We start from the raw sequence: 22,109 nt of genomic DNA, 5'->3' as shown, positions 1-22,109 counted from the left end.
GAGCGGCAACGCGCGGGCAATCCCGGCGACCCGCCCGCCTCCTAATTTCTGTCGAGCGACAGAAATAGCCCCGGAACAGAGACACCCCACCCAGACCCAACCCCGGAGTCGGAGGTCACGCGATGGCGACAGGTACCACGTACGGAGCCCGCGCCCACGCCCGTGCCCAGGAGGGCACCCGCGCCGAGGCCATGCCCGTCGTGCCGGCCGCCGACTGGCCGGACCCGCCCTGCGCGGCCGGCCACCTGGTGTGGGCCGAGACGGTCGCGGGCGGCAACTACACGCACCGCGTGCTGGCCCGCGGCACCGAACTGCGCCTGACCGACCTCCGGGGCGACGCCTGCGCGCACCTGCTGCTGTACGCGGCCGACCGGCCCTGGGAGCGGCTCAACGTCGCCGACACGGTGAAGGTCCAGTGGAACGCCTACCTGGGCGAGGGGCAGTTGCTCCTGTCCGACCAGGGCCGTGTCCTGGCGAGCGTCGTCACCGACACCTCCGGCCGCCACGACGCGCTGTGCGGCACCTCCACCCTGGTCCGCAACAGCGAGCGGTACGGCGACGGCACCCCGCAGTCCAACTCCCCGGCAGGCCGGGAGCTGTTCAAGCTGGCGGCCGCGAAGAACGGCCTCGAACCCCGCGATCTGCCACCCTCGCTCTCCTTCTTCCAGGGCGTACGGATCGCCGAGGACGGCGCCCTCGACTTCACCGGCTCCATCGGCCCCGGCGGCAGCGTCACCCTGCGCGCCGAGCAGGACGTCACCGTGCTGATCGCCAACGTGCCGCACCCGGCCGACCCGCGCCCCGACTACGTCAGCACCGCGCTGGAGGCCCTCGCCTGGCGCGCCGCGCCGACCACGCCCGGCGACCCGCTGTGGGACGCCTCCCCGGAGGGCCGCCGCGCCTTCCTGAACACCGCCGATTTCGTCGCCGCGAGGGGGCTCGCATGACGACCGTGGAGACACCCGTGAAGACCGTGGAAGTGCCGGCCCGGGCCGCCTGGTCCGCCGTCATCCGCGCGGGCGGGACGCTCACCGTCACCGACCTGCACGGCAACCAGGCCGTCGACTTCCTCGTCTACGACGCCCACGACACGTCGGTCCGCTACAGCGCGCCCGACACCATCCAGGCACAGGGCAACCTCTTCCTCACCACCGGCAGCGTGCTCATGTCCAACGAGCACACCCCCTTGATGACCGTGACCGACGACGAGGTGGGCCGCCACGACACGGTCGGCGGCGCCTGCTCCAAGGAGTCCAACACCCTGCGCTACGGCCACCACACCTGGTCGCAGCACGCGTGCGTGGACAACTTCCTGACCGAGGGCGCCAAGTACGGCCTGGGCAAACGGGACTTGGTCTCCAACATCAACTGGTACATGAACGTGCCGGTCGAACAGGACGGCACGCTCGGCATCGTCGACGGCATCTCCGCACCGGGCCTCAAACTGACCCTGCGCGCCGAACGCGACGTCCTGGTCCTGGTCTCCAACTGCCCCCAGATCAACAACCCCTGCAACGGCTTCGACCCGACGGCGGTGGAGATGACGATCACCGGAGCCCCGGCATGACCGCCGCCCCGCACCCGAGGCCCGCCTCCGGCACCGCGCCCCTCGCCTTCGACACCCTCCTGGTCGCCAACCGCGGCGAGATCGCGGTCCGCGTCATCCGCACCGCCCGCGAACTCGGCCTGCGCACGGTCGCCGTGTACTCCGACCCCGACCGCTCGGCCCCGCACGTCCGGCTCGCCGACGAGGCGGTCCGGCTCGGCCCCGCGCCCGCGAAGGAGTCCTACCTCGACGCCGACCTGGTGCTGAGGGCGGCCAAGGACGCGGGCGCCGGCGCCATCCACCCGGGCTACGGGTTCCTGTCCGAGGACGCGGCGTTCGCGCGGCGCTGCGAGGACGCCGGGATCGTGTTCGTGGGCCCGACGCCGGAACAGCTGGAGCTGTTCGGCGCCAAGCACACGGCACGCGCGGCGGCCGAGGCCGCGGGGGTGCAACTGGCCCCGGGCACCGGACTGTTGGCGGACCTGGACGAGGCACTCGCCCAGGCCGCCCTGATCGGCTACCCCGTCATGCTGAAGGCCACCGGCGGCGGTGGCGGTATCGGCATGTCGGCCTGCCGGTCGGCCGCCGAGCTGACCGATGCCTGGGAGCGGGTGCAGCGCGTCGCCGCCGCCTCCTTCTCCTCCGCCGGTGTCTTCCTGGAGCGCCTGGTGGAGCACGCCCGCCATGTCGAGGTGCAGGTCTTCGGCGACGGCGAGGGCAAGGTCGTCACCTTCGGCGACCGCGACTGCTCCCTGCAACGCCGCAACCAGAAGGTCGTCGAGGAGGCCCCGGCCCCGGGACTGCCCGACCACGTCCGCACCCGACTCGCCACCTCGGCCCGCGACTTGTGCGCCTCCGTCGGCTACCGCTCGGCCGGCACCGTCGAGTTCGTCTACGACGCCGCCCGCGAGGCGGCCTACTTCCTGGAGGTCAACACCCGTCTCCAGGTGGAACATCCGGTCACCGAGGAGATCTACGGCGTCGACCTGGTCGCCTGGATGCTCCGCCTGGCCGGCGGCGACCCGGACGTCGTCCGCGATCCGGGCCCGCCCCGCGGCCACGCCGTCGAGGCCCGCGTCTACGCCGAGGACCCCTCCCGCGAACACCGGCCCAGCGCGGGCCTGTTGACGCGGGTGGAGTTCCCGACGGGGGTCCGCGTGGACGGCTGGGTGGAGACCGGCACCGAGGTGACGACGTCGTACGACCCGATGCTCGCGAAGGTCATCGCGTACGGCCCCGACCGCGCCCACGCCCTGCGCCGCCTCGACGAGGCGCTGGCCCGCACGCGCGTCGACGGCATCGAGACCAACCTGGGCCTGGTCCGGGCCGCGCTGGCCGACCGGGACTTCGGCGCGGCCACGCACTCCACGGCCACCCTGGCCGCGGTGACCGACCCGACCCCGCGTGTCGAGGTGGTGACCGGCGGCACGCTCACCACGGTCCAGGACTGGCCGGGCCGCACCGGCTACTGGCAGGTCGGCGTGCCCCCGTGCGGCCCGATGGACGACCGCTCCTTCCGGCTCGGGAACTGGGCCCTGGGCAACCACGAGGGCGCGCCCGGGCTCGAATGCACGCTCCAGGGACCGACGTTGAGGTTCACGCACGCGACGACCGTGTGCGTGACGGGCGCCCCGGCCCCGGTGACGGTCGACGGCACGCCGGTCGCGCAGTGGGAGCCGGTGACGGTCCCGTCCGGAGCCGTCCTGGAGATCGGCACCCCGTCACGGCACGGCCTGCGGACGTACGTCCTGTTCGGGGGCGGCGGCCTGGACGTCCCCGCCTTCCTCGGCAGCGCGAGCACCTTCACGCTGGGCAGGTTCGGCGGCCACGGCGGCCGGGCGCTGCGCACGGGTGACGTCCTGCACGGCGGCGCACTCGCCGAGGGCGCTCCGGTACCGTCCGCCGACCGTCCGGCCTTCGGCACCGTATGGGACGTGGCGGCGGTCGAAGGCCCGCACGCGGCGCCGGAGTTCTTCACCGAGGACGACATCCACGACTTCTACGCGGCCGACTGGAAGGTCCACTTCAACTCGGCGCGCACGGGCGTCCGACTGGTCGGCCCGAAGCCCCGCTGGGCGCGCACGGACGGCGGTGAGGCGGGCCTGCACCCGTCCAACATCCACGACACCCCGTACTCGGTCGGCGCCGTCGACTACACGGGCGACATGCCGGTCCTGCTCGGTCCCGACGGCCCGTCCCTCGGCGGCTTCGTCTGTCCGGCGACGGTCATCAGCCAAGAGCGCTGGAAACTGGGCCAGTTCAGGCCCGGCGACACGGTCCGCTTCCGCCCGGTGAACGTCGACGGCTCGCCCCGCGCCGACATCGTGGACGGGGGAATCCTGGCCCGGGACGGCGATGTCACCTTCCGCCGCAGCGGCGACGACAACCTCCTCGTCGAATTCGGCCCCATGCAGTTGGACCTGGCGCAGCGCATGCGCGTCCACGCCCTGATGGAGGCGGTGACGGAGGCCGACTTCGAGGGCGTCATCGACCTCACCCCGGGCATCCGTTCCCTCCAGATCCAGACGGACCCGACCCGCCTCCTCCAAGCCGAACTCCTGACCTCCGTAAGGGAGATAGCGGCGGTCCTCCCGCCCACGGACCAACTGATCGTCCCCTCCCGCACGGTCCACCTCCCCCTCTCCTGGGACGACCCGGCCACTCGCGAGGCCATCGCCCGCTACATGGCGGGCGTCCGCGACGACGCTCCCTGGTGCCCCTGGAACATCGAGTTCATCCGCCGGGTCAACGGCCTGGAGTCGGTCGACGACGTCTACCGCACGGTCTTCGACGCCGAGTACCTCGTACTGGGCCTGGGCGACGTCTACTTGGGCGCCCCGGTCGCCACCCCGCTCGACCCGCGCCACCGCCTGGTGACGACCAAGTACAACCCGGCCCGCACCTGGACGGCCGAGAACTCCGTCGGCATCGGCGGCGCCTACCTCTGCATCTACGGCATGGAGGGCCCGGGCGGCTACCAGTTCGTGGGCCGGACGACCCAGGTGTGGTCGGGGTGGCAGCAGCGCGGCGCCTTCGAACCGGGCTCGCCCTGGCTGCTGCGGTTCTTCGACCGCATCAAGTGGTATCCGGTCGACGCGGACGAACTCCTCGACCTGCGGGCCGACATCATCTCCGGCCGGTTCGTCCCGCGCATCGAGGAGGGCACCTTCTCACTGGCCGCATACGAGGACTTCCTCGCCGAACACGCCCATTCCATAGCGGAGTTCAGGTCACGGCAGCAGGCGGCCTTCGCCACCGAGCGGGACGCCTGGGAAGCGGCCGGCGAGTTCACCCGCGCGGAGGCGGCCGCCGCACCGGCCGCGCCCCAGGCCGAGGTGACCGTGCCACCGGGCGGCCGGCTGATCGAGGCCGAATTCGCGGCCTCCGTATGGCAGTTGAACGTAGAACCCGGTGACGAGGTGACGGCCGGCCAGCCGCTCCTCGCGCTGGAGGCGATGAAGATGGAGTCCAGGGTGCACGCGCCGGTCGACGGCGTGGTGGCGGAGATCCTGGCCAGGCCGGGCGACCAGGTGGAGGCGGGGACGGCACTCGTCGTCCTCGCTCCGGCCACCGACCGATAGTCGAGGAGCACGTATGTCCAGCACAGTGTCCCGGGCAGGCGCCGCGTACGACCGCATCGCGGCCGTGGACCGCCCGGAGATCTGGATCGACCTGCGCCCCCGCGCGGAGGTCGAGGCCGAGGCCCGGTCGATCGACGAGCGAGTGGCATCCGGCGAGCGACTCCCTCTCGCCGGGCGCCTGTTCGCCGCCAAGGGCAACATCGACGTACACGGCCTCCCGACCACCGCGGGCTGCCCGGCGTACGCGTACACCCCGGAGACGGACGCGCCGGTCGTGGCCCGCCTCCGGGCGGCCGGCGCACTGGTCCTCGGCACGACCAATCTCGACCAGTTCGCGACCGGCCTGGTCGGCACCCGCTCACCGCACGGAGCCGTCCGCAACGCCGTCGACCCGACCCGGATCAGCGGCGGCTCCAGCTCCGGCTCGGCGGTCGCCGTGGCCCTGGGCATCGTCGACTTCGCCCTCGGCACCGACACGGCGGGCTCGGGCCGGGTCCCGGCCGCCTTCAATGGCATCGTCGGCATCAAGCCGACCCGCGGCCTGGTCCCGACGGAGGGCGTGGTCCCGGCCTGCGCGTCCCTGGACTGCGTGACGGTCTTCGCCCGCACCCTCCCGGAGGCCGAACAGGCCCTGTCGTTCATGACGACCCCACCGACCCGGGACCTCCCTCCGCTCCCCCAGCGCACCCCGGGCCCGTGGCGCGTGGCGATCCCCTCCCCCGGCCAACTGGGCGAACTGGACGAGGGCTGGCCTGAGGCGTACGAGGCGGCCGTGGCCCGACTGATGGCAGCGGGAGCGGACATCCGCACCCTCGACCTCACCGCTTTCACGGAGGCGGCCGCGATGCTGTACGAGGGCGCGTTCGTGGCCGAGCGCTACACGGCAGTGGGGAGCTTTGTCGACAAGGCGATCGCAGACGGCGTCGACGGCCTGGACCCCACGGTCGCCGGCATCATCACCCGAGCCCGCGACATCCCGGCCCACCGCCTCTACACGGACCTGGACCGCCTGGCCGCACTCCGCTCTCGCGCCCTCGCCGAACTGGCGGACGCGGACGCCCTGTTGCTCCCGACGACCCCGGGCCACCCGACCCTGGCCGAGGTAGCCGCCGACCCCCTGGCCACCAACGCCCGCCTGGGCCGCTTCACCAACTCCACCAACCTCTTCGACCTGTCAGCGGTATCCGTCCCATCAGGCGAGGTCAACGGCCTCCCCTTCGGCGTCATGCTGATCGGCCCGGCCTTCACGGAGGACCGCCTGAGCACCATCGCGCGCCTGCTGGAGCCGGAGACGCGCATCGCGGTGGTCGGCGCCCACTTGTCGGGCCAGCCATTGAACCCCCAACTCCTGTCCTTGGGCGCCCACTTGGACCGCACGACGACCACGGCCCCGGTCTACCGCCTGCACGCCCTCGCGACGACCCCGCCGAAGCCGGGCTTGGTCCACGTCGGCGAGGAGAGCGGTGCGTCGATCGAAACGGAGATCTGGCACCTCCCGGCAGAGGGCTTGGGCCGCCTACTGACGGCTCTGCCTCGCCCGATGGTGTTGGGCAGTGTGGAGTTGGCGGACGGCACAAGCGTCCCGGGCTTCCTGTGCGAACCGACGGCACTGACGAACGCCGAGGACATCACCCGGTACGGAGGTTGGCGCTCATTTCTGGACCGGGGTTAAGGGCAACGCCGCCAGGGGCGCGGGGAACTGCGCGACCAGCCACAATCCACCCGCACCCGCCAACGAATCAGGTCACCCAACAGACGAGTAGGCGACCACACCCCGCAACAACTGATCAACCGCCTTACGCGCAGCCTTCGCCACAGTCGACCCCTCCGCCGCAGAAGCCGCCGAAATCTGCCCCAGCACGTCGATCACTTGCTTGCACCACCGCACAAAGTCCCCGGCCGGCATCTCAGCCTCCCGCAGAACCTCATCCAGCCCCTTCCCGGAAGCCCACATATACGCAGGCCAGGCAAACCCGAGATCAGGCTCCCGCTGCCCGACCCCCTCGGTCTGACTGATCCGGAAGTCCTCCTCAAGCGCATCGAGCCGCCCCCAGATCCGCACCATCTCCCCCAGCGCGGCCTTGGCCTTGCCGGACGGCACCTTGGGAGCCATCGCGTCGTCCCCGACCCGCGCCTCGTACACCAACGCCGAAACGCACGCGGCGAGTTCGGCGGGCCCGAGCCCTTCCCACACACCCGCCCGCAGACATTCACTCGCCAGCAGATCCAACTCGCCGTACAGCCGCGCCAGCCGCTTGCCGTGCTCGGTGACCTCGTCACCCCGCAGATAGTCCAGCTCGGTCAGCAACGCCACGATCCGGTCGAAGGTCCGCGCGATCGTGTTGGTCCGGCCCTCGATCCGCCGCTCCAGCTGCGAGGTGTCCCGCATCAGCCGGTGATACCGCTCGGCCCACCGCGCGTGATCCTCACGGTCGTTGCACCCATGGCACGGATGCGCCCGGATCGCCGTACGCAGCCGAGCGATCTCGCGGTCGTCCGCCGCCTGGGCCCGCTTCTTGCGGGCCCGCTCCGGCGGGATGTGCCCGGCCTTGGTGCGCAGCGCGGAGGCGAGGTCCCGACGTGACTGGGGTGAGCGCGGGTTGAAGGACTTCGGGATCCGCATCCGCTCCAATGCCTCGACCGGCACCGGGAAGTCCATCGAAGCGAGCCGCTTGACCTGCCGCTCGGCGGTCAGGACCAGCGGGCGCGGCCCGTCGTGGTGCTCGAAGCCGCGGTGGCCGTTGGACCGGCCGGCCGGCAGCCCCGGGTCCAACACCAGCGCCAGGCCCGCGTACTTGCCGGTGGGGACGTGGATGACGTCTCCCGGCTTGAGCTTCTCCAGCGCCACAGCCGCCTCGGCCCGCCGCTCGACCGCGCCCTGCTTGGCCAGCTCGTTCTCACGGTCCTTGAGCTCGCGGCGCAGGCTCATGTACTCGTCGAAGTCGCCGAGGTGGCAGGTCATGGAGTCCTTGTAGCCCTCCAGGCCCTCCTCGTTGCGCTGCACCTGCCGCGAGATCCCGACGACCGACTTGTCGGCCTGGAACTGCGCGAAGGACGTCTCCAGGAGCTCACGCGAGCGGTGCCGCCCGAACTGCTCGACCAGGTTGACCGCCATGTTGTACGACGGCTTGAAGCTGGAGCGCAGCGGGTACGTACGCGTGCCGGCCAGGCCCGCGAGGTGCTCGGGACTGATGCCGCGCTGCCACAGCACGACCGCGTGACCCTCGACGTCGATGCCGCGCCGGCCCGCGCGCCCCGTCAACTGCGTGTACTCGCCGGGGGTGATGTCGGCGTGCTCCTGCCCGTTCCACTTGACGAGCTTCTCCAGCACCACCGAGCGCGCGGGCATGTTGATGCCGAGCGCCAGGGTCTCGGTCGCGAAGACGGCCTTCACGAGCCCGTGCAGGAACAGTTCCTCGACGACCTCCTTGAACGTCGGCAGCATGCCCGCGTGATGGGCCGCGATGCCGCGCTCGAGGCCTTCCAGCCACTCGTAGTACCCGAGGACGTGCAGGTCCTCGTTCGGGATGGACGCCGTGCGCTCCTCGACGATGGCGCGGACCTTCTCCCGCGCCTCGTCGTCGTTGAGCCGCAGACCGGCGAACAGACACTGCTGTACGGCGGCCTCGCAGGCGGCGCGGCTGAAGATGAACGTGATGGCGGGCAGCAGGCCCTCGGAGTCGAGGCGCTCGATGACCTCGGGGCGGCTCGGGGTCCACACCCGCGAGCGCTGTCTGCGCTCCCGCTCGCGGTCGGCCTCGCGCATGGAACGGCCGCGTCTGCGGTCCTGGTAGGACGGGCGCTGCGCCTCCATGCGGGCCAGCCGTGTGAGGTCGGGGTTGACGGCCTTCTTGCTGCCCTCGCCCTCCTCGAAGAGGTCGTACATCCGGCGTCCGGCGAGCACGTGCTGGAACAGCGGCACGGGCCGGTGTTCGGAGACGATCACCTCGGTGTGGCCGCGGACGGTGTCGAGCCAGTCGCCGAACTCCTCGGCGTTCGACACGGTCGCCGACAGGGACACCAGGGTCACGGACTCCGGCAGGTGGATGATCACCTCTTCCCATACGGCGCCGCGGAAGCGGTCGGAGAGGTAGTGCACCTCGTCCATGACCACGTAGCCGAGGCCGAGGAGGGTCTGCGAGCCCGCGTACAGCATGTTCCGCAGCACCTCGGTGGTCATCACGACCACCGGTGCCTCGGAGTTGACGCTGTTGTCGCCGGTGAGCAGGCCGACCTTGTCCGCGCCGTAGCGGCGGCACAGGTCGGCGTACTTCTGGTTCGACAACGCCTTGATGGGTGTCGTGTAGAAGCATTTCTTGCCCTGCTGGAGGGCGAGGTGGACGGCGAACTCGCCCACGATCGTCTTGCCGGAGCCGGTGGGAGCCGCGACCAGTACGCCCTTGCCGGCTTCGAGCGCCTTGCAGGCCTCGATCTGGAAGGCGTCGAGGCCGAAGTCGTACATCTCGCGGAAGTCGGCGAGCGCGGTGGCCTGCTCGGCAGCGCGACTGCGGGCAGCCGCGTACCGCTCGGCCGGTGAGAGGTCCTCTGTCATCGTGCTTTCGAGCGTACCGGGCCCCACTGACAACAGGACGATCATTATCCGTATCCACCCCTGGCAAACCCCGGATCCCCGCAGCTCAGCGCCCGGAGCGGGAACTGCTCACGGCGACCGGTGTGCCCGGCCCCGACGCGAAAGCGGCCGGGTGCGCCCGGTGGGCGCCCCGGCCGCTTTCGCGGTGAGGGTGACTGAGAGAGCGTCAGGTCACGTCGTCGTAGCCGTTGACCCGGTCCGTGCTCGTCTGCTCGGGCAGTGCGCGGCTGGCGGAGACGGTCTCGATCTCGCCGATGTCCTCGGGGGTGAGGTCCAGGTCGGAGGCCTCGTCGTCGTCCGGGCCCTCGGCCTCGCGGCGGCGCTTGCGCCGGTCGTTGACGAGCGAGAAGACGACCGCGGCGAAGTACAGGACCCAGATCGGCCCGGCGAGCGCCAGCATGGTGAGCGGGTCCGTGCTCGGTGTCGCGATGGCCGCGAACACGGTGATGCCCATGATCATCGCGCGCCACCAGCCGAGCATCCGCCTGCCGGTCAGCACCCCGGTGAGGTTGAGCATGATCAGCAGCAGTGGCAGTTCGAAGGAGAGGCCGAAGACCAGCACCATGCGGGTGACCAGGTCGAGCAGGTCGTCCAGCGGCAGCAGGTTGTCGACGTCCTGCGGCGTGAAGCCGATGAGCACCTTCGCCGTGGTGGGCAGCACCCGGTAGGCGAAGTAGGCGCCGCCGAGGAACAGCGGGACGCCGGTGCCGACGAACGCGTAGGCGTACTTGCGCTCGTGCCGGTGCAGGCCGGGGGCGACGAAGGCCCACAGCTGGTAGAGCCACACCGGGGAGGCCAGCACGACACCGGCCATCAGCGACACCTTCAGAGCCAGCGTGAACGGCGTCAGCAGACCGTTGATCGTGATCTGCGCGCACTGCTTGGTCTTGTCGCCGGAGTTCGCCAACTGTTCGAAGGTCTTGCCGCACCCGATCGAATCCAGCACCGGTTTGGTGATGATGTTGACGATGTCGTTGTAGAAGAAGGCAGCCACGGCCGTGACGATGACGATGGCCAGCATCGCCTTCGCGAGCCGGTTGCGGAGCTCACGAAGGTGTTCCGCGAGGGGCATCCGCCCCTCGGGGTCCCTCTCCTTCTTGCGGGCAGGCTTCAGCAACCCACGTTCCCATCTCGTGCGGCGGGCCGGAGGTCACCGGCCCGGCATCAGGCCTTCGTGGTGTCCGTCGGCTCGGTGACCGGACGCGAGCTGGTCACGTCTCCGGGAGAGGCCTGGATGGTGCGCGGCGCCTGCGTCTGCTCGCCGGTGGTGGGCGCCTGGGCGGGGGCGGAGCTGTTGTTGCCCTCGTCCTTCATCGCCTTGGCCTCGCTCTTGAGGATGCGCGCGGACTTGCCGAGCGAACGGGCCATGTCCGGAAGCTTCTTCGCGCCGAAGAGCAGGATGATGACGACGAGGATGAGAATGATCTCGGGGGCTCCGAGCCTTCCGAACATAAGTCTTTACCTTCTCACCGAGGCGGCTGGGTGGGGGTGCTGTCCGATCGGTCGGACATCTGTCCGATCAACCGTGCTGACAGCGATCGTAACGCTCAGGGGTAAACGTGAGGCAATCCCCGTGCGTACTCCCGGTCCGCGGTCCGCGCCTCGTTCGCCGGGCCGCGACCAGCAGCGTACCTGCCACAGTGCCAAGGGTGACAGGCCGAAGTGACCCAAAACGCCTCCGGCGCACGACTCACACGCCCCGCACAGTGGGGCTCACAGAGAGTCGACAGTGCGCGCGGTGCTCACCGCGGCCTTCTCCAGGTCCTCGGCGGCCCGGTTGATCCGGCGCGCGGCCTCCGTCACCTGCAGTCCCAGTCGCCGCGCCTCCACAAAGACCCGCACGGCCAGCACTCCGAGGACCGCGAGGCCCAGAAAACCCACAGCTACCGCGAACATCGGCCAGAACATGGAGGCGAGCCTAGAGGGTCTAGAGGGCGGAGTGCAGACGCAGGGTCTTGACCCCGCCGCCCGTCAGCAGCTCGACGATCCGCTCCCCCGCCGGCTTGCGCACCAGACTGTCGCAGTCGGGGCAGGTGAAGGAGTAGAAGGTGGTGCGGCTGGTGGCGCCGATGGCCAGGCGCAGGGCGCTCGCGGCGAGCTCGAAACTGCCCCGGCACTCCGGGCAGCCGGCCCGGAACGTCACCGGGGCGACGCTCCTCATCCCCGCGAAGGCCGACGCAACCGACATCTCCTGCACGTCCCTGTCCTGCACACCAGACATCGACGACTCGCTCAAAGCCCCTGCTCCTGCCTGTCGTGGTGCCTGTCGAAGGTTCCGTCCTGAACCGTGCCGGCGCCCCGCGGGCCCTGCGCCTCGACGCCGTCGTACGCCGCCAGCGCCTCCCGGGCCGCCTGGCGGGCGCTGTCGGCGAGGTCGTGCGGCGAGACGATGCGGCCGTCGCGCCCGAGCCGCAGCGCCAGGCGTCGCAGAGAGGTCGGGTCGGGGGTGCGCAGAGTAATACGCAGCCCGCCGTCCGGAAGCTCATCCGCACTGTCGTGCGGGTAGTACTCGGCGACCCAGCGCCCGCCCGGGCCCACCTCCACGACGACCTCCGGGTCCTCGGCGGCGGGCTGCACCAGCGCCTCCGACAGGTCCCGGAGCTCCATCTCGGGCGGCGCGGACGGCTCGTCCAGGATGCGGATCTCGGCGACCCGGTCGAGCCGGAAGGTGCGGCGCGCCTCGGAGCGGCGGCACCAGGCCTCCACGTACGTGTGCCCGACGCTGACCAGGCGGATGGGGTCGATCTCGCGCTCGGTGAGCTCGTCGCGGGCCGGCGAGTAGTAGCGGATCCACAGCCGGCGGCGCTCGGAGATGGCCCGGTCGACGTCCGCGAAGACGCCGCCCTCGGCCTCGAAGGTCACCGAGAGGCGGGAGCTGGCGCCCGCGGCCTCGCCGGCCGCGGTCTCCACCTTGGCGGTGGCCCGCAGCAGCGCCTGCCGGTCGCTCTCGCGCAGCCCCGGCAGGGTGGACACGGCCCGGCCCGCCACCAGCAGCGCGGTCGCCTCGTCGGCGGCCAGCCGCAGCGGCTCGGCCGCCTCCTCGCCGAGGGCGGCGGGGTTGTGCCACCAGATGCGGTCGCCGTCGGTGTCGATGTCGAGGAGGTCGCCGCCCCGGAAGCTGGTGCCGCACATGGGCAGCACGTCGAGGTCGGAGACCAGCTCGTCCTCGGTGATCCCGAACGCGCGGGCGACGTCCTCGACGCGCGCGCCGGGCCGCTCCCGCAGATACGTCACCAGCGAGAGCATCCGCCGGGTCTGGTCGATCGCGCTTGCCGGCCTGACCGGTTTTCCTGCCACTGTGTTGTCCGCTCCCCCTCAGCCCTTGGCCACGGCGCGCAGCCGGTCCACCACGTCCGCGCGCAGCTCGGCCGGCTCCAGCACCACCACGTCCGGCCCGAACTCCACCAGCCAGGCGTCCAGCCCGTGCCCGTACGGAATCTCCAACTCGTCCCAGCCGTCGCCGAGTTCCCGCACCGAGGTGGCCTTCGCCCGAAGGGGGTAACCGGAGCCCGTACGCAGCCGGATCAGCGCGGACCGGTCGGCGTTCTCCCCCGCCCAACTGGCCACGGTCTCCCGGACGGTGACCACATCGGGGATCTCGGCGGTGAACTGTCCGCTGCGGCTGCGCACCCGGCCGGTGATCCGGGAGAGTCGGAAGACCCGCTCGGCACTGCGGTCGCGGTCCCAGCCGGCCAGGTACCAGTGGCCGCGCCAGCACTCGAGGGCCCACGGCTCCACATGCCGGGGCTCGGGGTGGGCGGCGGTCGCCTTGCGGTAGTCGAAGACGACCGGGCGGCGGTCGCGGCAGGCGAGCATCAACGGCTCGAACGCCACCTCGTGCACCGGGATACGGGGCTCCAGGGCGCCGTGCGCCTCGTAGGGATCGACGTCCTCGGGCAGGCCGGCCGCGCGCAGTTTCTGCAGGGCGCCGCTGGCCGCGCCGGCGAGCCGGGCCTGCTGCCAGACCTTGGCGGCCAGGCCCAGGGCGGCGGCCTCCTCGGCGTCGAGGGTGATGGGCGGGAGCCTGTTGCTGTCGCGGCGGGCCAGGTAGCCCATCTCGCCGTCCAGGTTCTCCACGGTCTCGATGACCAGGCCGAGTTCGCGCAGATCGTCCTTGTCCCGCTCGAACATCCGGTTGAAGGAGTCGTCGCTGCCGGCTTCGAGATAGGCCTCGATGGACTCGCGCAGCTCACGCTTGCTGAGCGGCCGCCGCGTCCCGAGCAGACACAGCGCCAGGTTCATCAGCCGCTCGGCCTTGGCAATGGCCATCGACGCCCTTCGCCTCCCTATGGTGCTTACGGACGTTGACCGTACCGCCCCGCGGTGGCACGGCAAAAGCCGAGGCCCATGCCCGGACAGGCATGGGCCCCGGCTGATCGGGTCCGGTCGGATCCGTCGATCAGACGCCGACCAGGTCGACCACGAAGATCAGGGTCTCGCCGGGCTTGATCGCCGGGGTCGGGCTCTGGTTGCCGTAGGCGAGGTGGGCCGGGATGGTCAGCTGGCGACGGCCGCCGACCTTCATGCCCTGGACGCCCTGGTCCCAGCCCTTGATGACACGGCCGCCGCCGAGCGGGAAGCGGAACGGGGTGCCGCGGTTCCAACTGGCGTCGAACTCCTCGCCGGTGCTGAAGGCCACGCCGACGTAGTGGACGGTGACGGTCTGGCCCGCCTGCGCCACCTCGCCGTCGCCCTCCCAGATGTCCTTGATCTCCAGGTCCGCCGGGGGCTCGCCGCCCGGGAAGTCGATCTCGGGCTTGTCGATGCTCACGTCTCTAGCTCCTGCTTTGTCTGCGAAAAGGCAACACACACAGTCTTACACCCCGTCGGTGTTACATCTTCGCCAGGATGTCGACCGAGAAGACCAGCACGGAGTCCTTCTTGATGCCGCTGCCGGCCGGCGGGCTGTCGCCGTAACCCAGGCTCGGCGGAATGACGATGAGGACGCGGCTGCCGACCTTCTTGCCGGTCAGCCCCTGCGCCCAGCCCTTGACGACCTGCTGCAGGGAGAACGACGTGAGCGCGCTGCGGCTGTACGTCGAGTCGAACTCCTTGCCCGTGTCCCACAGCACGCCCTTGTACTGGACGAGCACGGTGGAGTCGGCGGCGACCTCGTCGCCGTCGCCCTCGATGACGTACTCCGCCACGAGCTTGGTGGGCGCGTCCCCCTTGGGGATGCCGATGGAGGGCGCCTTGCCGTCGGTGTTGGTGCCGACCTTCGGCAGCTTCGCGTCGCTCTGGGCGACGTCGGTGCCCTTGGCGGAGCTCTTGCCGTTGAACGTGTCCTGGATGTCGACGACGAACACCAGCGTGTCGGTGCCCTTGATGCCCGCCTGCGAGTTGCCCTCGGTGCCGTAGCCCCAGGTGGGCGGTACGGAGAACTCGACGCGGCTGCCGGTCTTCTTGCCCGTCAGGGCGTAGCGCCAGCCGTCGATGATGCCGCCCTGGGCGAGCTGGATGATCAACTGCGTCTTGCGGTCGTAGGAGTTGTCGAAGACCTTCGCCGTGTCCCAGATCTGGCCGAGGTAGTGGGCCTGGATGAAGTCGTTCTCCGCGACGGTCTTGCCGCCTCCCGCGATGAGCGTCTTGACCGCGAGCTGCTTCGACGGATCGCCGGTGCCCTTGGCGACGGTCGGCTTCTCGCCCAGCTTCGTGCCCGCCGTGATGGCCGGCAGCGGACCGTCGACGATCTTCGGTGGCGGCGGCGCGGAAGCGGAGGCCGAATCCGAAGGGGCGGGCGAGGCGCTGTCGCTGGCCTTGCTCGAGTCGGACTTGTCGTCGTCACCGCATCCGGCGAGCGTGACCAGTCCTGCGGGTACGGCAATCAGTAGGGAGCGTCGGCGCACGGTTAAGGCCTCGTATCGGTCGATCTTGATGATGGCGTGCGCGCAACTCTACGGCGTGCGAAGGGCGCCGCACTGGAAACGTACGGCGCCCGTGTTGCGTTCCGGTCCGTCACCGGAACGCGATGTTCACATCACTCACATTCCCGCGATCAGCTTCTCCACCCGGTCGTCGACGGAACGGAACGGGTCCTTGCACAACACCGTGCGCTGCGCCTGGTCGTTGAGCTTGAGGTGGACCCAGTCGACGGTGAAGTCCCGCCGCTGCTCCTGGGCCCGGCGGATGAAATCGCCGCGCAGTCGGGCCCGAGTGGTCTGCGGGGGCACGGACTTGCCCTCGAAGATCTTCAAGTCGTTGCAGATCCTGGCGGCTTGGCCCTTGCGCTCCAGGAGGTAGTACAGACCCCGCCGACGGTGGATGTCGTGGTAGGCGAGGTCGATCTGCGCGACGCGCGGGTGGGACATGGTCATGTTGTGCTTGGCCCGGTACCGCTCGATGAGCTTGTACTTCATCACCCAGTCGATCTCGGTACCGATCCGGTCGAGGTCCTCGGCCTCGATCGAGTCCAGCGTGCGGCCCCACAGCTCCAGGACCTGGTCCACGACGCCGGTGCGGATGCCACGCCGCTCGACGAAGTCCACGGCCTTCTCGTAGTACTCGCGCTGCACCTCGAGGGCGGAGGCCTCCCGGCCGCTGGCCAGGCGCACCTTGCGCCGGCCGGTGATGTCGTGGCTGACCTCGCGGATCGCCCGGATCGGGTTCTCCAGGGTCAGGTCGCGCATCACGGTGCCCGCCTCGATCATGCGCAGCACCAGGTCGGTGGCGCCGACCTTGAGCAGCATGGTCGTCTCGGACATGTTCGAGTCGCCGACGATGACGTGCAGACGGCGGTAGCGCTCGGCGTCCGCGTGCGGTTCGTCACGCGTGTTGATGATGGGCCGGGAGCGGGTCGTCGCCGAGGAGACGCCCTCCCAGATGTGCTCGGCCCGCTGGCTCACGCAGTACACCGCGCCGCGCGGGGTCTGCAGCACCTTGCCCGCTCCGCACAGGAGCTGGCGGGTGACCAGGAACGGAATGAGGATGTCCGCGAGCCGGGAGAACTCCCCGTGCCGGGCGACGAGATAGTTCTCGTGACACCCGTAGGAGTTGCCCGCCGAGTCGGTGTTGTTCTTGAAGAGGTAGACGTCGCCCGCGATTCCTTCCTCGTGCAGGCGTCGTTCCGCGTCCACCAGGAGTCCTTCGAGAATGCGCTCGCCGGCCTTGTCGTGGGTGACCAGTTCGGTCACGTTGTCACATTCCGGTGTCGCGTATTCCGGATGTGATCCCACGTCGAGATAGAGGCGGGCGCCGTTCCGCAGAAAGACATTGCTGCTTCGGCCCCATGACACGACACGGCGGAAGAGGTACCGCGCCACCTCGTCGGGAGACAGGCGGCGCTGTCCCCTGAACGTACATGTGACGCCGTACTCGTTCTCCAGCCCGAAAATGCGGCGGTCCATGACTGAACATTACGCCCGATCCCCTGAGCTGAAACGGGGTTCGACCGCACGGTTTGGATCATTTTCCGATGAAGCCGCAACGACCGCGCCCCCTGCGGGAGCTGCGAGGACCCGTCCGGTGGCCAGCAGAACCAGCAGCGACACGGCCCCCGCGGCACCCGGCACGACGAAGCCCCACACCGCCCCGCCCCACTCGACCACCGGGCCCGCGAGGCCCGTTCCGACCGAGGAACCCACGGTGAACGTGGTCACGATCCAGGAGAACGCCTCGGTGACCGTGCCGCGCGGCGCGTGCCGGTCGACGAGGACGAACGCGCAGGCGAGACACGGCGCGAGGAAGAGCCCGGCGACGGCCGTGAGCGCCGTCATGGCGACCGGACCCGGCGTCAGCACGAGCGGCAGGTAACACACCGCCAGAAGGGCTACCAGCACCCGCAGTCGGCGCTCCGGCGGGCCGCTCCACTGCCGCGCGCCGTACGCCGTACCCCCGACGAGCGCGCCCAGCCCGATGCCGGCCATCAGCCACCCGTACACCGCGTCCCCGCCGTGGTCGTCGGCGTAGGACACGGCGGCCACCGTGATGGACCCGAGCGCGATGCCCACCGCGAGGAACGCGCCGAGCAGCACGAGCAGTCCCGGCGAGCGCAGCGCGCCGAGCCAGTGCGCCTCACGCGGCGCCGAACGCCACGCGCGCGAAGGCGGCGACACGACCACCGAGAGCGCGCCCAGCACACCGACCACGTTGATGAGCACCAGCGCCGCCTGCGCCGACCACAGCGACACGCACACGGTCACCAGCAACGGCCCGACGGTGAACATGACTTCCTGGGCGACGGCGTCCATCGCGTACGCCGTCTGCACCTGGCCCTCCCGGGGCAGGACCGAGGACCACAGCGCCCGCAGACCGCCCTCCAAGGGAGGCGTGAAGAGTCCGGAGAGCGCCACGCACGCGTAGGCGAGCGCCAGCGGGTCGGTGCCCGTGAAGGCGAAGGCCGACATGGCGAGCGCGGAGACGAGCGCCGCGGGCAGCTGGACGCGCGGCTGCCCGTACAGGTCCACGAACCGGCCCAGCAACGGCTGCCCCACGGCGTTGGCGACCCCGTACGCGGCGGCGAGCCCGCCCGCGAGGCTGTAGGTGCCGCCCTCCGAACGGACGAACAGCACGATGGCGATCGCGGCGACCGCGCACGGCAGCCGGCCCACGAGCGTGCCGGCGAGCAGGCGGGCGGCATGCCGAGCCCTGAGGATCTCCACGTATCCCGCAGCCATGTCCGCTTCCCCTCACCCGCAACGTCGACGTTTTACGTATAACTTCTTCTCTCATACGTACCATGTGCGCTGTTCACCAGTCCAGACGAAGGACCAGCCGAAGGAGCAGCCCGACGGTGGCACCAGGCAGCACCCGCCCCACGAGCCGTGACGTCGCCCAGGCCGCGGGCGTCTCCCAGGCCGCGGTCTCCCTGGTACTCGGCGACAAATGGCGGGGCCGGGTCTCCGAGACCACCGCCGAACGCGTCCGGGAAGCCGCCCGCGACCTCGGCTACCGGCCCAACCTCGCCGCCCGCAACCTGCGCCTGGGCCGCACCCGCACCGTGCTCCTCGTCGTGCCCGCACTCACCACCGAGTTCTTCGCCGGCGTCTACACCGGCGCGGCCCGCGTCGCCGCCGACCACGGCTTCGGCGTCGTGCTCTACCCCTCCCCCGAAGGCATCGGCCCCGCCAGAGACCCCTTCGCGTCCGCCCAGGCGGCCCTGGACGGCGTCATCGCCTCCTCCATGGCCGCGGACGCCCTCACGGCCATCCGAGGCGACCAGCTGCCCCTCGTGATGCTCGACAGCGACCCCACAGGCAGCCTGGGCGCCGCCACGGTCAACCTGGACATCGCCGACGGCGTCCGACAGGTCGCCGAGCACCTGCTGGACCTCGGCCACCGCCGCTTCCTGCACCTCGCCGCCGACGTACCGTCCTGGACCTTCGAGGTACGCGCGCGCGAACTGGCCACCCGGGTCGGCGCCGTGCCCGACACCTCCGTACGCACCGTCCGCGCACCGATCTCCATCGACGACGCCCTGACCGCCGCCTCCACCGCCCTCGCAGCGCCCGGACCCCGGCCCACGGCACTGGTGTGCGACGACGACAAACTCGCGGCCGGCGCCTACAAAGCCGCCCGGCGCCTGGGCCTGCGCGTCCCCGACGACCTCTCCGTCACCGGCCTCGACGACCTCGCCCTGGCCACCGCCCTCGACCCCGAACTCACCACCGTACGACTGGACGCCGAACTCTTCGGCGAACACGGCATGCGAGCCCTGCTGGCCGTCCTGGAAGGCCGCACACCCGACGCGGGCGACATCCCGGTCGAACTGGTCGTACGCGGCTCCACAGCGCCCCCCAGCGCCCCCTGAACGCCCTGTGCCCCGGCCGTGTCGACGGCCGGGGCACACAGTGGACGGGGTTACGCGGGTGTCACTCCCCCCTCGGAGGGGTCACTCCTCCTCGGAAGGGTCCTCGTCGGAAGCGTCGTCCGTCGTGGCCGTCGCCGAGCCGTCCGCATCCAGCAGACGCGACAGCTGACGACCCACGATCCGCTTGAACTTGCGCTGCTGCGGCCGCGTACGGTCCAGAACCGCGACCTCCAGCCGCTCGGCCGGAATGTCTCGCTGCGTGCCGTTCGACTCACGCGACAGAGCCTGCACCGCCAGCTTCAACGCCTCCGCGAGGGTCATGCCCTCCTCGTGACGCTGATCCAGATAGTTGCTGATCAACTCGGCGTTGCCACCGACCGCGACCGAACCGTGCTCGTCCACGATCGAACCGTCGTGCGGCAACCGGTAGATCTGGTCACCCTCAGGCGTGTCGCCGACCTCGGCGACCACCAGCTCCACCTCGTACGGCTTCTCCGCCGCACTGGAGAAGATCGTGCCCAGCGTCTGGGCATAGACGTTCGCCAGACCGCGAGCGGTCACGTCGTCCCGGTCGTAGGTGTAACCCCGCAGATCGGCGTAACGGACGCCACCGATACGGAGGTTCTCGTACTCGTTGTACTTGCCCGCGGCCGCGAAACCGATCCGGTCGTAGATCTCGCTGAACTTGTGCAGCGCACGGGAAGGGTTCTCGCCGACGAAGACGATGCCGTCGGCGTACTGGATCACGACCAGGCTGCGGCCGCGCGCGATGCCCTTACGGGCGTACTCGGCCCGGTCGGCCATCGCCTGCTGGGGTGAGACATAGAACGGCGTCGACACCGGCTATCCGTCCCTTTCTTCGGAGGGTTCCGTCGAGTTCACACGATCACCTTGCCCAAACCCCGCGCCGACTACAGCAGCGCGGCCCGCGGGCCGTCCGGCTGCTCCAGACGTCGCGCCAGGATCGAGCGGGCGATCTCGGAGGACTCCTCGTCGTTGAGCCGGCGGAAGCCGTCGTCAGTGATCACGGTGACGATCGGATAGATCCGGCGCGCGACATCAGGACCACCGGTCGCCGAGTCGTCGTCAGCCGCGTCATAGAGGGCCTGGACCACCAGAGTCGTGGCCTCCGACTCGTTCAGGTCGTCACGGTAGAGCTTCTTCATGGCGCCGCGCGCGAAGATCGAACCCGAGCCCGTGGCCGCGAAGCCGTGCTCCTCGGAGCGGCCACCCGTCACGTCGTAGGAGAAGATGCGACCCCGGTCGCGGTCCACGTCGAACCCCGCGAAGAGGGGAACCACGGCCAGGCCCTGCATGGCCATACCGAGGTTGGAACGGATCATGGTCGACAGACGGTTCGCCTTGCCCTCCAGCGAGAGCTGCGCCCCCTCGACCTTCTCGAAGTGCTCCAGCTCCAACTGGAACAGCTTCACCATCTCGACGGCCAGGCCCGCCGTACCGGCGATACCGACGGCGGAGTACTCGTCCGCCGGGAACACCTTCTCGATGTCCCGCTGGGCAATGACGTTCCCCATCGTGGCGCGCCGGTCGCCGGCGAGCACGACACCGCCCGGGAAGGTCACGGCCACGATGGTCGTGCCGTGCGGCGCCTCGATCACGCCCTGGGTGGGCGGCAGTTGACGCCTGCCCGGCAGCATCTCGGGCTGATGGTCGGACAGGAAGTCCATGAAGGACGAGGATCCCGGCGTCAGGAAGGCAGCTGGTAGACGCCCGGTGCTACGAGTGTTGGCTTCCACGCGATTCCTTCCACGTAAGCAGCAGCCCGCCTTATGGCATCGGGCCGATCCTTGAACTGCCCCAGTGCGGCATTGCAGCTGAAGCACAGTACGCCTCGGACCCTACCCGTCTGATGGCAGTGATCCACATGTTCGGCAGGGGCCGCCAAGCATATGCAGCAGATGCCCAACTGATCGGCGATCAACGCGTCCAACTCCGCCGGCGCGAGACCGTACTTGCGCTTGAAGTAGCTGATCCGGTTCCGCTCGGCACGGCACTCGCGGCAGTAGCTCGACCAACCGTCCGCCGAAGATCTGTTGCGTTCCCAATCGGCATGCGGCTTCACCGCCTCGCACTGCGGGCACCGCTTGTGGCCGGATGGCACCGGCACCTTCTCGCGGACCTTCTTCCCCTTGGCCTCCTGGCGCTGCCGGTAGTACTCGGCTGAGCACTCCCGGCAGTACGCCTGGAGACCGTCGGGCATCGACCTGTTGCTGGCGAATGCCGATCGAGGCAGCTGCTCCTTGCACCGCGAGCAACGCCTAACCTCTACGGCTTCCCTCATCCCCCGTCACCTTCGATTCAAAGGAAAACGGCGCCTACTGCCCACCCTTTTGCACGAAGGACCTCACGAAATCCTCGGCATTCTCTTCGAGCACATCATCGATTTCATCCAGCACGGAGTCGACGTCGTCGCTCAGCTTCTCCTGGCGCTCCTTGAGGTCTTCGGATGCCTGTGCTTCGGGCGCCTCCTCGACCTCTTCGGTAGAGCGTGTCGCCTTCTGCTGGCCGCCGCCGGTGTCCTTGGTCGCCATAACCCTCACCCCGCTCGGTTCGACGTTCTTGATCAGACCCTACAAGCAGGGTCAGACATCGGCCCCGCAGTTCCTACAACGTACGGGGACCACC

At 70.1% G+C, this 22,109-nt stretch carries 20 protein-coding genes; 5 read left to right on the top strand and 15 right to left on the bottom strand.

What is annotated here, in order from left to right; genetic code table 11:
- The first annotated feature begins 122 nt into the window (after positions 1-122).
- Genes ACIP6U_RS31705 through atzF form a run of 4 tightly spaced genes read left to right on the top strand, consistent with a single transcriptional unit; the run spans position 123 to position 6,799 of the window.
- Positions 123-947, top strand: a complete 825-nt coding sequence (locus ACIP6U_RS31705; RefSeq protein ID WP_401724950.1) for an urea amidolyase associated protein UAAP1 — start codon at positions 123-125, stop codon at positions 945-947.
- Positions 944-1,567, top strand: a complete 624-nt coding sequence (locus ACIP6U_RS31700) for an urea amidolyase associated protein UAAP2 (protein ID WP_401724947.1) — start codon at positions 944-946, stop codon at positions 1,565-1,567. The genes ACIP6U_RS31705 and ACIP6U_RS31700 overlap by 4 nt, the downstream gene beginning before the upstream one ends.
- Complete coding sequence (locus ACIP6U_RS31695) at positions 1,564-5,127, top strand: 5-oxoprolinase/urea amidolyase family protein (RefSeq protein ID WP_401724944.1); 3,564 nt, start codon at positions 1,564-1,566, stop codon at positions 5,125-5,127. The genes ACIP6U_RS31700 and ACIP6U_RS31695 overlap by 4 nt, the downstream gene beginning before the upstream one ends.
- A 13-nt stretch (positions 5,128-5,140) precedes the next feature.
- Positions 5,141-6,799, top strand: coding sequence for an allophanate hydrolase (gene atzF, locus ACIP6U_RS31690; protein ID WP_401724942.1), 1,659 nt, complete (start codon positions 5,141-5,143; stop codon positions 6,797-6,799).
- Between the two features lie 72 nt (positions 6,800-6,871).
- Here atzF and ACIP6U_RS31685 read toward each other — a convergent pair whose 3' ends face one another.
- The 11 genes from ACIP6U_RS31685 to ACIP6U_RS31635 form a co-directional block, all read right to left on the bottom strand.
- A complete protein-coding gene (locus tag ACIP6U_RS31685) occupies positions 6,872-9,724 on the bottom strand; it encodes a DEAD/DEAH box helicase (protein ID WP_401724939.1) in 2,853 nt (950 codons plus the stop codon).
- Between the two features lie 160 nt (positions 9,725-9,884).
- Positions 9,885-10,835: a twin-arginine translocase subunit TatC gene (tatC, locus tag ACIP6U_RS31680; RefSeq protein ID WP_401724936.1), complete on the bottom strand. Its 951-nt coding sequence runs from the start codon at positions 10,833-10,835 to the stop codon at positions 9,885-9,887.
- A 47-nt stretch (positions 10,836-10,882) separates the two neighbouring features.
- The gene (gene tatA / locus ACIP6U_RS31675; RefSeq protein ID WP_401724933.1) at positions 10,883-11,170 is read right to left on the bottom strand and encodes a Sec-independent protein translocase subunit TatA; all 288 of its coding nucleotides are present in this window, start codon (positions 11,168-11,170) and stop codon (positions 10,883-10,885) included.
- Positions 11,171-11,431: 261 nt separating this feature from the next.
- Positions 11,432-11,626: a hypothetical protein gene (locus ACIP6U_RS31670; RefSeq protein ID WP_401724931.1), complete on the bottom strand. Its 195-nt coding sequence runs from the start codon at positions 11,624-11,626 to the stop codon at positions 11,432-11,434.
- A gap of 19 nt (positions 11,627-11,645) precedes the next feature.
- On the bottom strand, positions 11,646-11,954 hold the full coding sequence (locus ACIP6U_RS31665; protein WP_401724929.1) for a hypothetical protein: 309 nt from the start codon (positions 11,952-11,954) through the stop codon (positions 11,646-11,648).
- Positions 11,951-13,015, bottom strand: a complete 1,065-nt coding sequence (locus ACIP6U_RS31660) for a helix-turn-helix transcriptional regulator (protein WP_401724927.1) — start codon at positions 13,013-13,015, stop codon at positions 11,951-11,953. Before ACIP6U_RS31660 ends, ACIP6U_RS31665 begins: the two co-directional genes overlap by 4 nt.
- Before the next feature lie 18 nt (positions 13,016-13,033).
- Positions 13,034-13,987 carry a helix-turn-helix transcriptional regulator gene (locus tag ACIP6U_RS31655; RefSeq protein ID WP_401724924.1) on the bottom strand — a complete coding sequence of 318 codons (954 nt, stop codon included), beginning with the start codon at positions 13,985-13,987 and terminating at the stop codon, positions 13,034-13,036.
- Between the two features lie 130 nt (positions 13,988-14,117).
- Positions 14,118-14,489 (bottom strand): FKBP-type peptidyl-prolyl cis-trans isomerase, encoded by a 372-nt coding sequence (locus ACIP6U_RS31650; RefSeq protein ID WP_401724922.1) that lies wholly within the window; start codon positions 14,487-14,489, stop codon positions 14,118-14,120.
- Positions 14,490-14,550: 61 nt separating this feature from the next.
- A complete protein-coding gene (locus tag ACIP6U_RS31645) occupies positions 14,551-15,564 on the bottom strand; it encodes an FKBP-type peptidyl-prolyl cis-trans isomerase (protein ID WP_401724919.1) in 1,014 nt (337 codons plus the stop codon).
- Between the two features lie 135 nt (positions 15,565-15,699).
- The gene (gene pafA / locus ACIP6U_RS31640; protein ID WP_124002698.1) at positions 15,700-17,061 is read right to left on the bottom strand and encodes a Pup--protein ligase; all 1,362 of its coding nucleotides are present in this window, start codon (positions 17,059-17,061) and stop codon (positions 15,700-15,702) included.
- Positions 17,062-17,070: 9 nt separating this feature from the next.
- Positions 17,071-18,330, bottom strand: coding sequence for an MFS transporter (locus ACIP6U_RS31635; RefSeq protein WP_401724915.1), 1,260 nt, complete (start codon positions 18,328-18,330; stop codon positions 17,071-17,073).
- 116 nt (positions 18,331-18,446) lie between these two features.
- Between ACIP6U_RS31635 and ACIP6U_RS31630 the strand changes: the two genes are divergently transcribed.
- The gene (locus tag ACIP6U_RS31630) at positions 18,447-19,463 is read left to right on the top strand and encodes a LacI family DNA-binding transcriptional regulator (protein ID WP_401724912.1); all 1,017 of its coding nucleotides are present in this window, start codon (positions 18,447-18,449) and stop codon (positions 19,461-19,463) included.
- An 81-nt stretch (positions 19,464-19,544) separates the two neighbouring features.
- On the opposite strand, the gene prcA is transcribed toward ACIP6U_RS31630, so the two are convergent.
- The 4 genes from prcA to ACIP6U_RS31610 form a co-directional block, all read right to left on the bottom strand.
- A complete protein-coding gene (gene prcA / locus ACIP6U_RS31625; RefSeq protein WP_401724909.1) occupies positions 19,545-20,303 on the bottom strand; it encodes a proteasome subunit alpha in 759 nt (252 codons plus the stop codon).
- 71 nt (positions 20,304-20,374) lie between these two features.
- Positions 20,375-21,220, bottom strand: coding sequence for a proteasome subunit beta (gene prcB / locus ACIP6U_RS31620; RefSeq protein ID WP_401724906.1), 846 nt, complete (start codon positions 21,218-21,220; stop codon positions 20,375-20,377).
- On the bottom strand, positions 21,172-21,684 hold the full coding sequence (locus tag ACIP6U_RS31615) for an endonuclease VII domain-containing protein (RefSeq protein WP_401724903.1): 513 nt from the start codon (positions 21,682-21,684) through the stop codon (positions 21,172-21,174). The genes prcB and ACIP6U_RS31615 overlap by 49 nt, the downstream gene beginning before the upstream one ends.
- Positions 21,685-21,799: 115 nt before the next feature.
- A complete protein-coding gene (locus ACIP6U_RS31610; protein ID WP_030606474.1) occupies positions 21,800-22,015 on the bottom strand; it encodes a ubiquitin-like protein Pup in 216 nt (71 codons plus the stop codon).
- Positions 22,016-22,109: the final 94 nt, after the last annotated feature.

Origin of the sequence: Streptomyces sp. NPDC088794, from assembly GCF_044750545.1 — a bacterium.
Taxonomy (GTDB): domain Bacteria; phylum Actinomycetota; class Actinomycetes; order Streptomycetales; family Streptomycetaceae; genus Streptomyces.
This window is presented reverse-complemented; position numbering and strand designations above follow the sequence as displayed.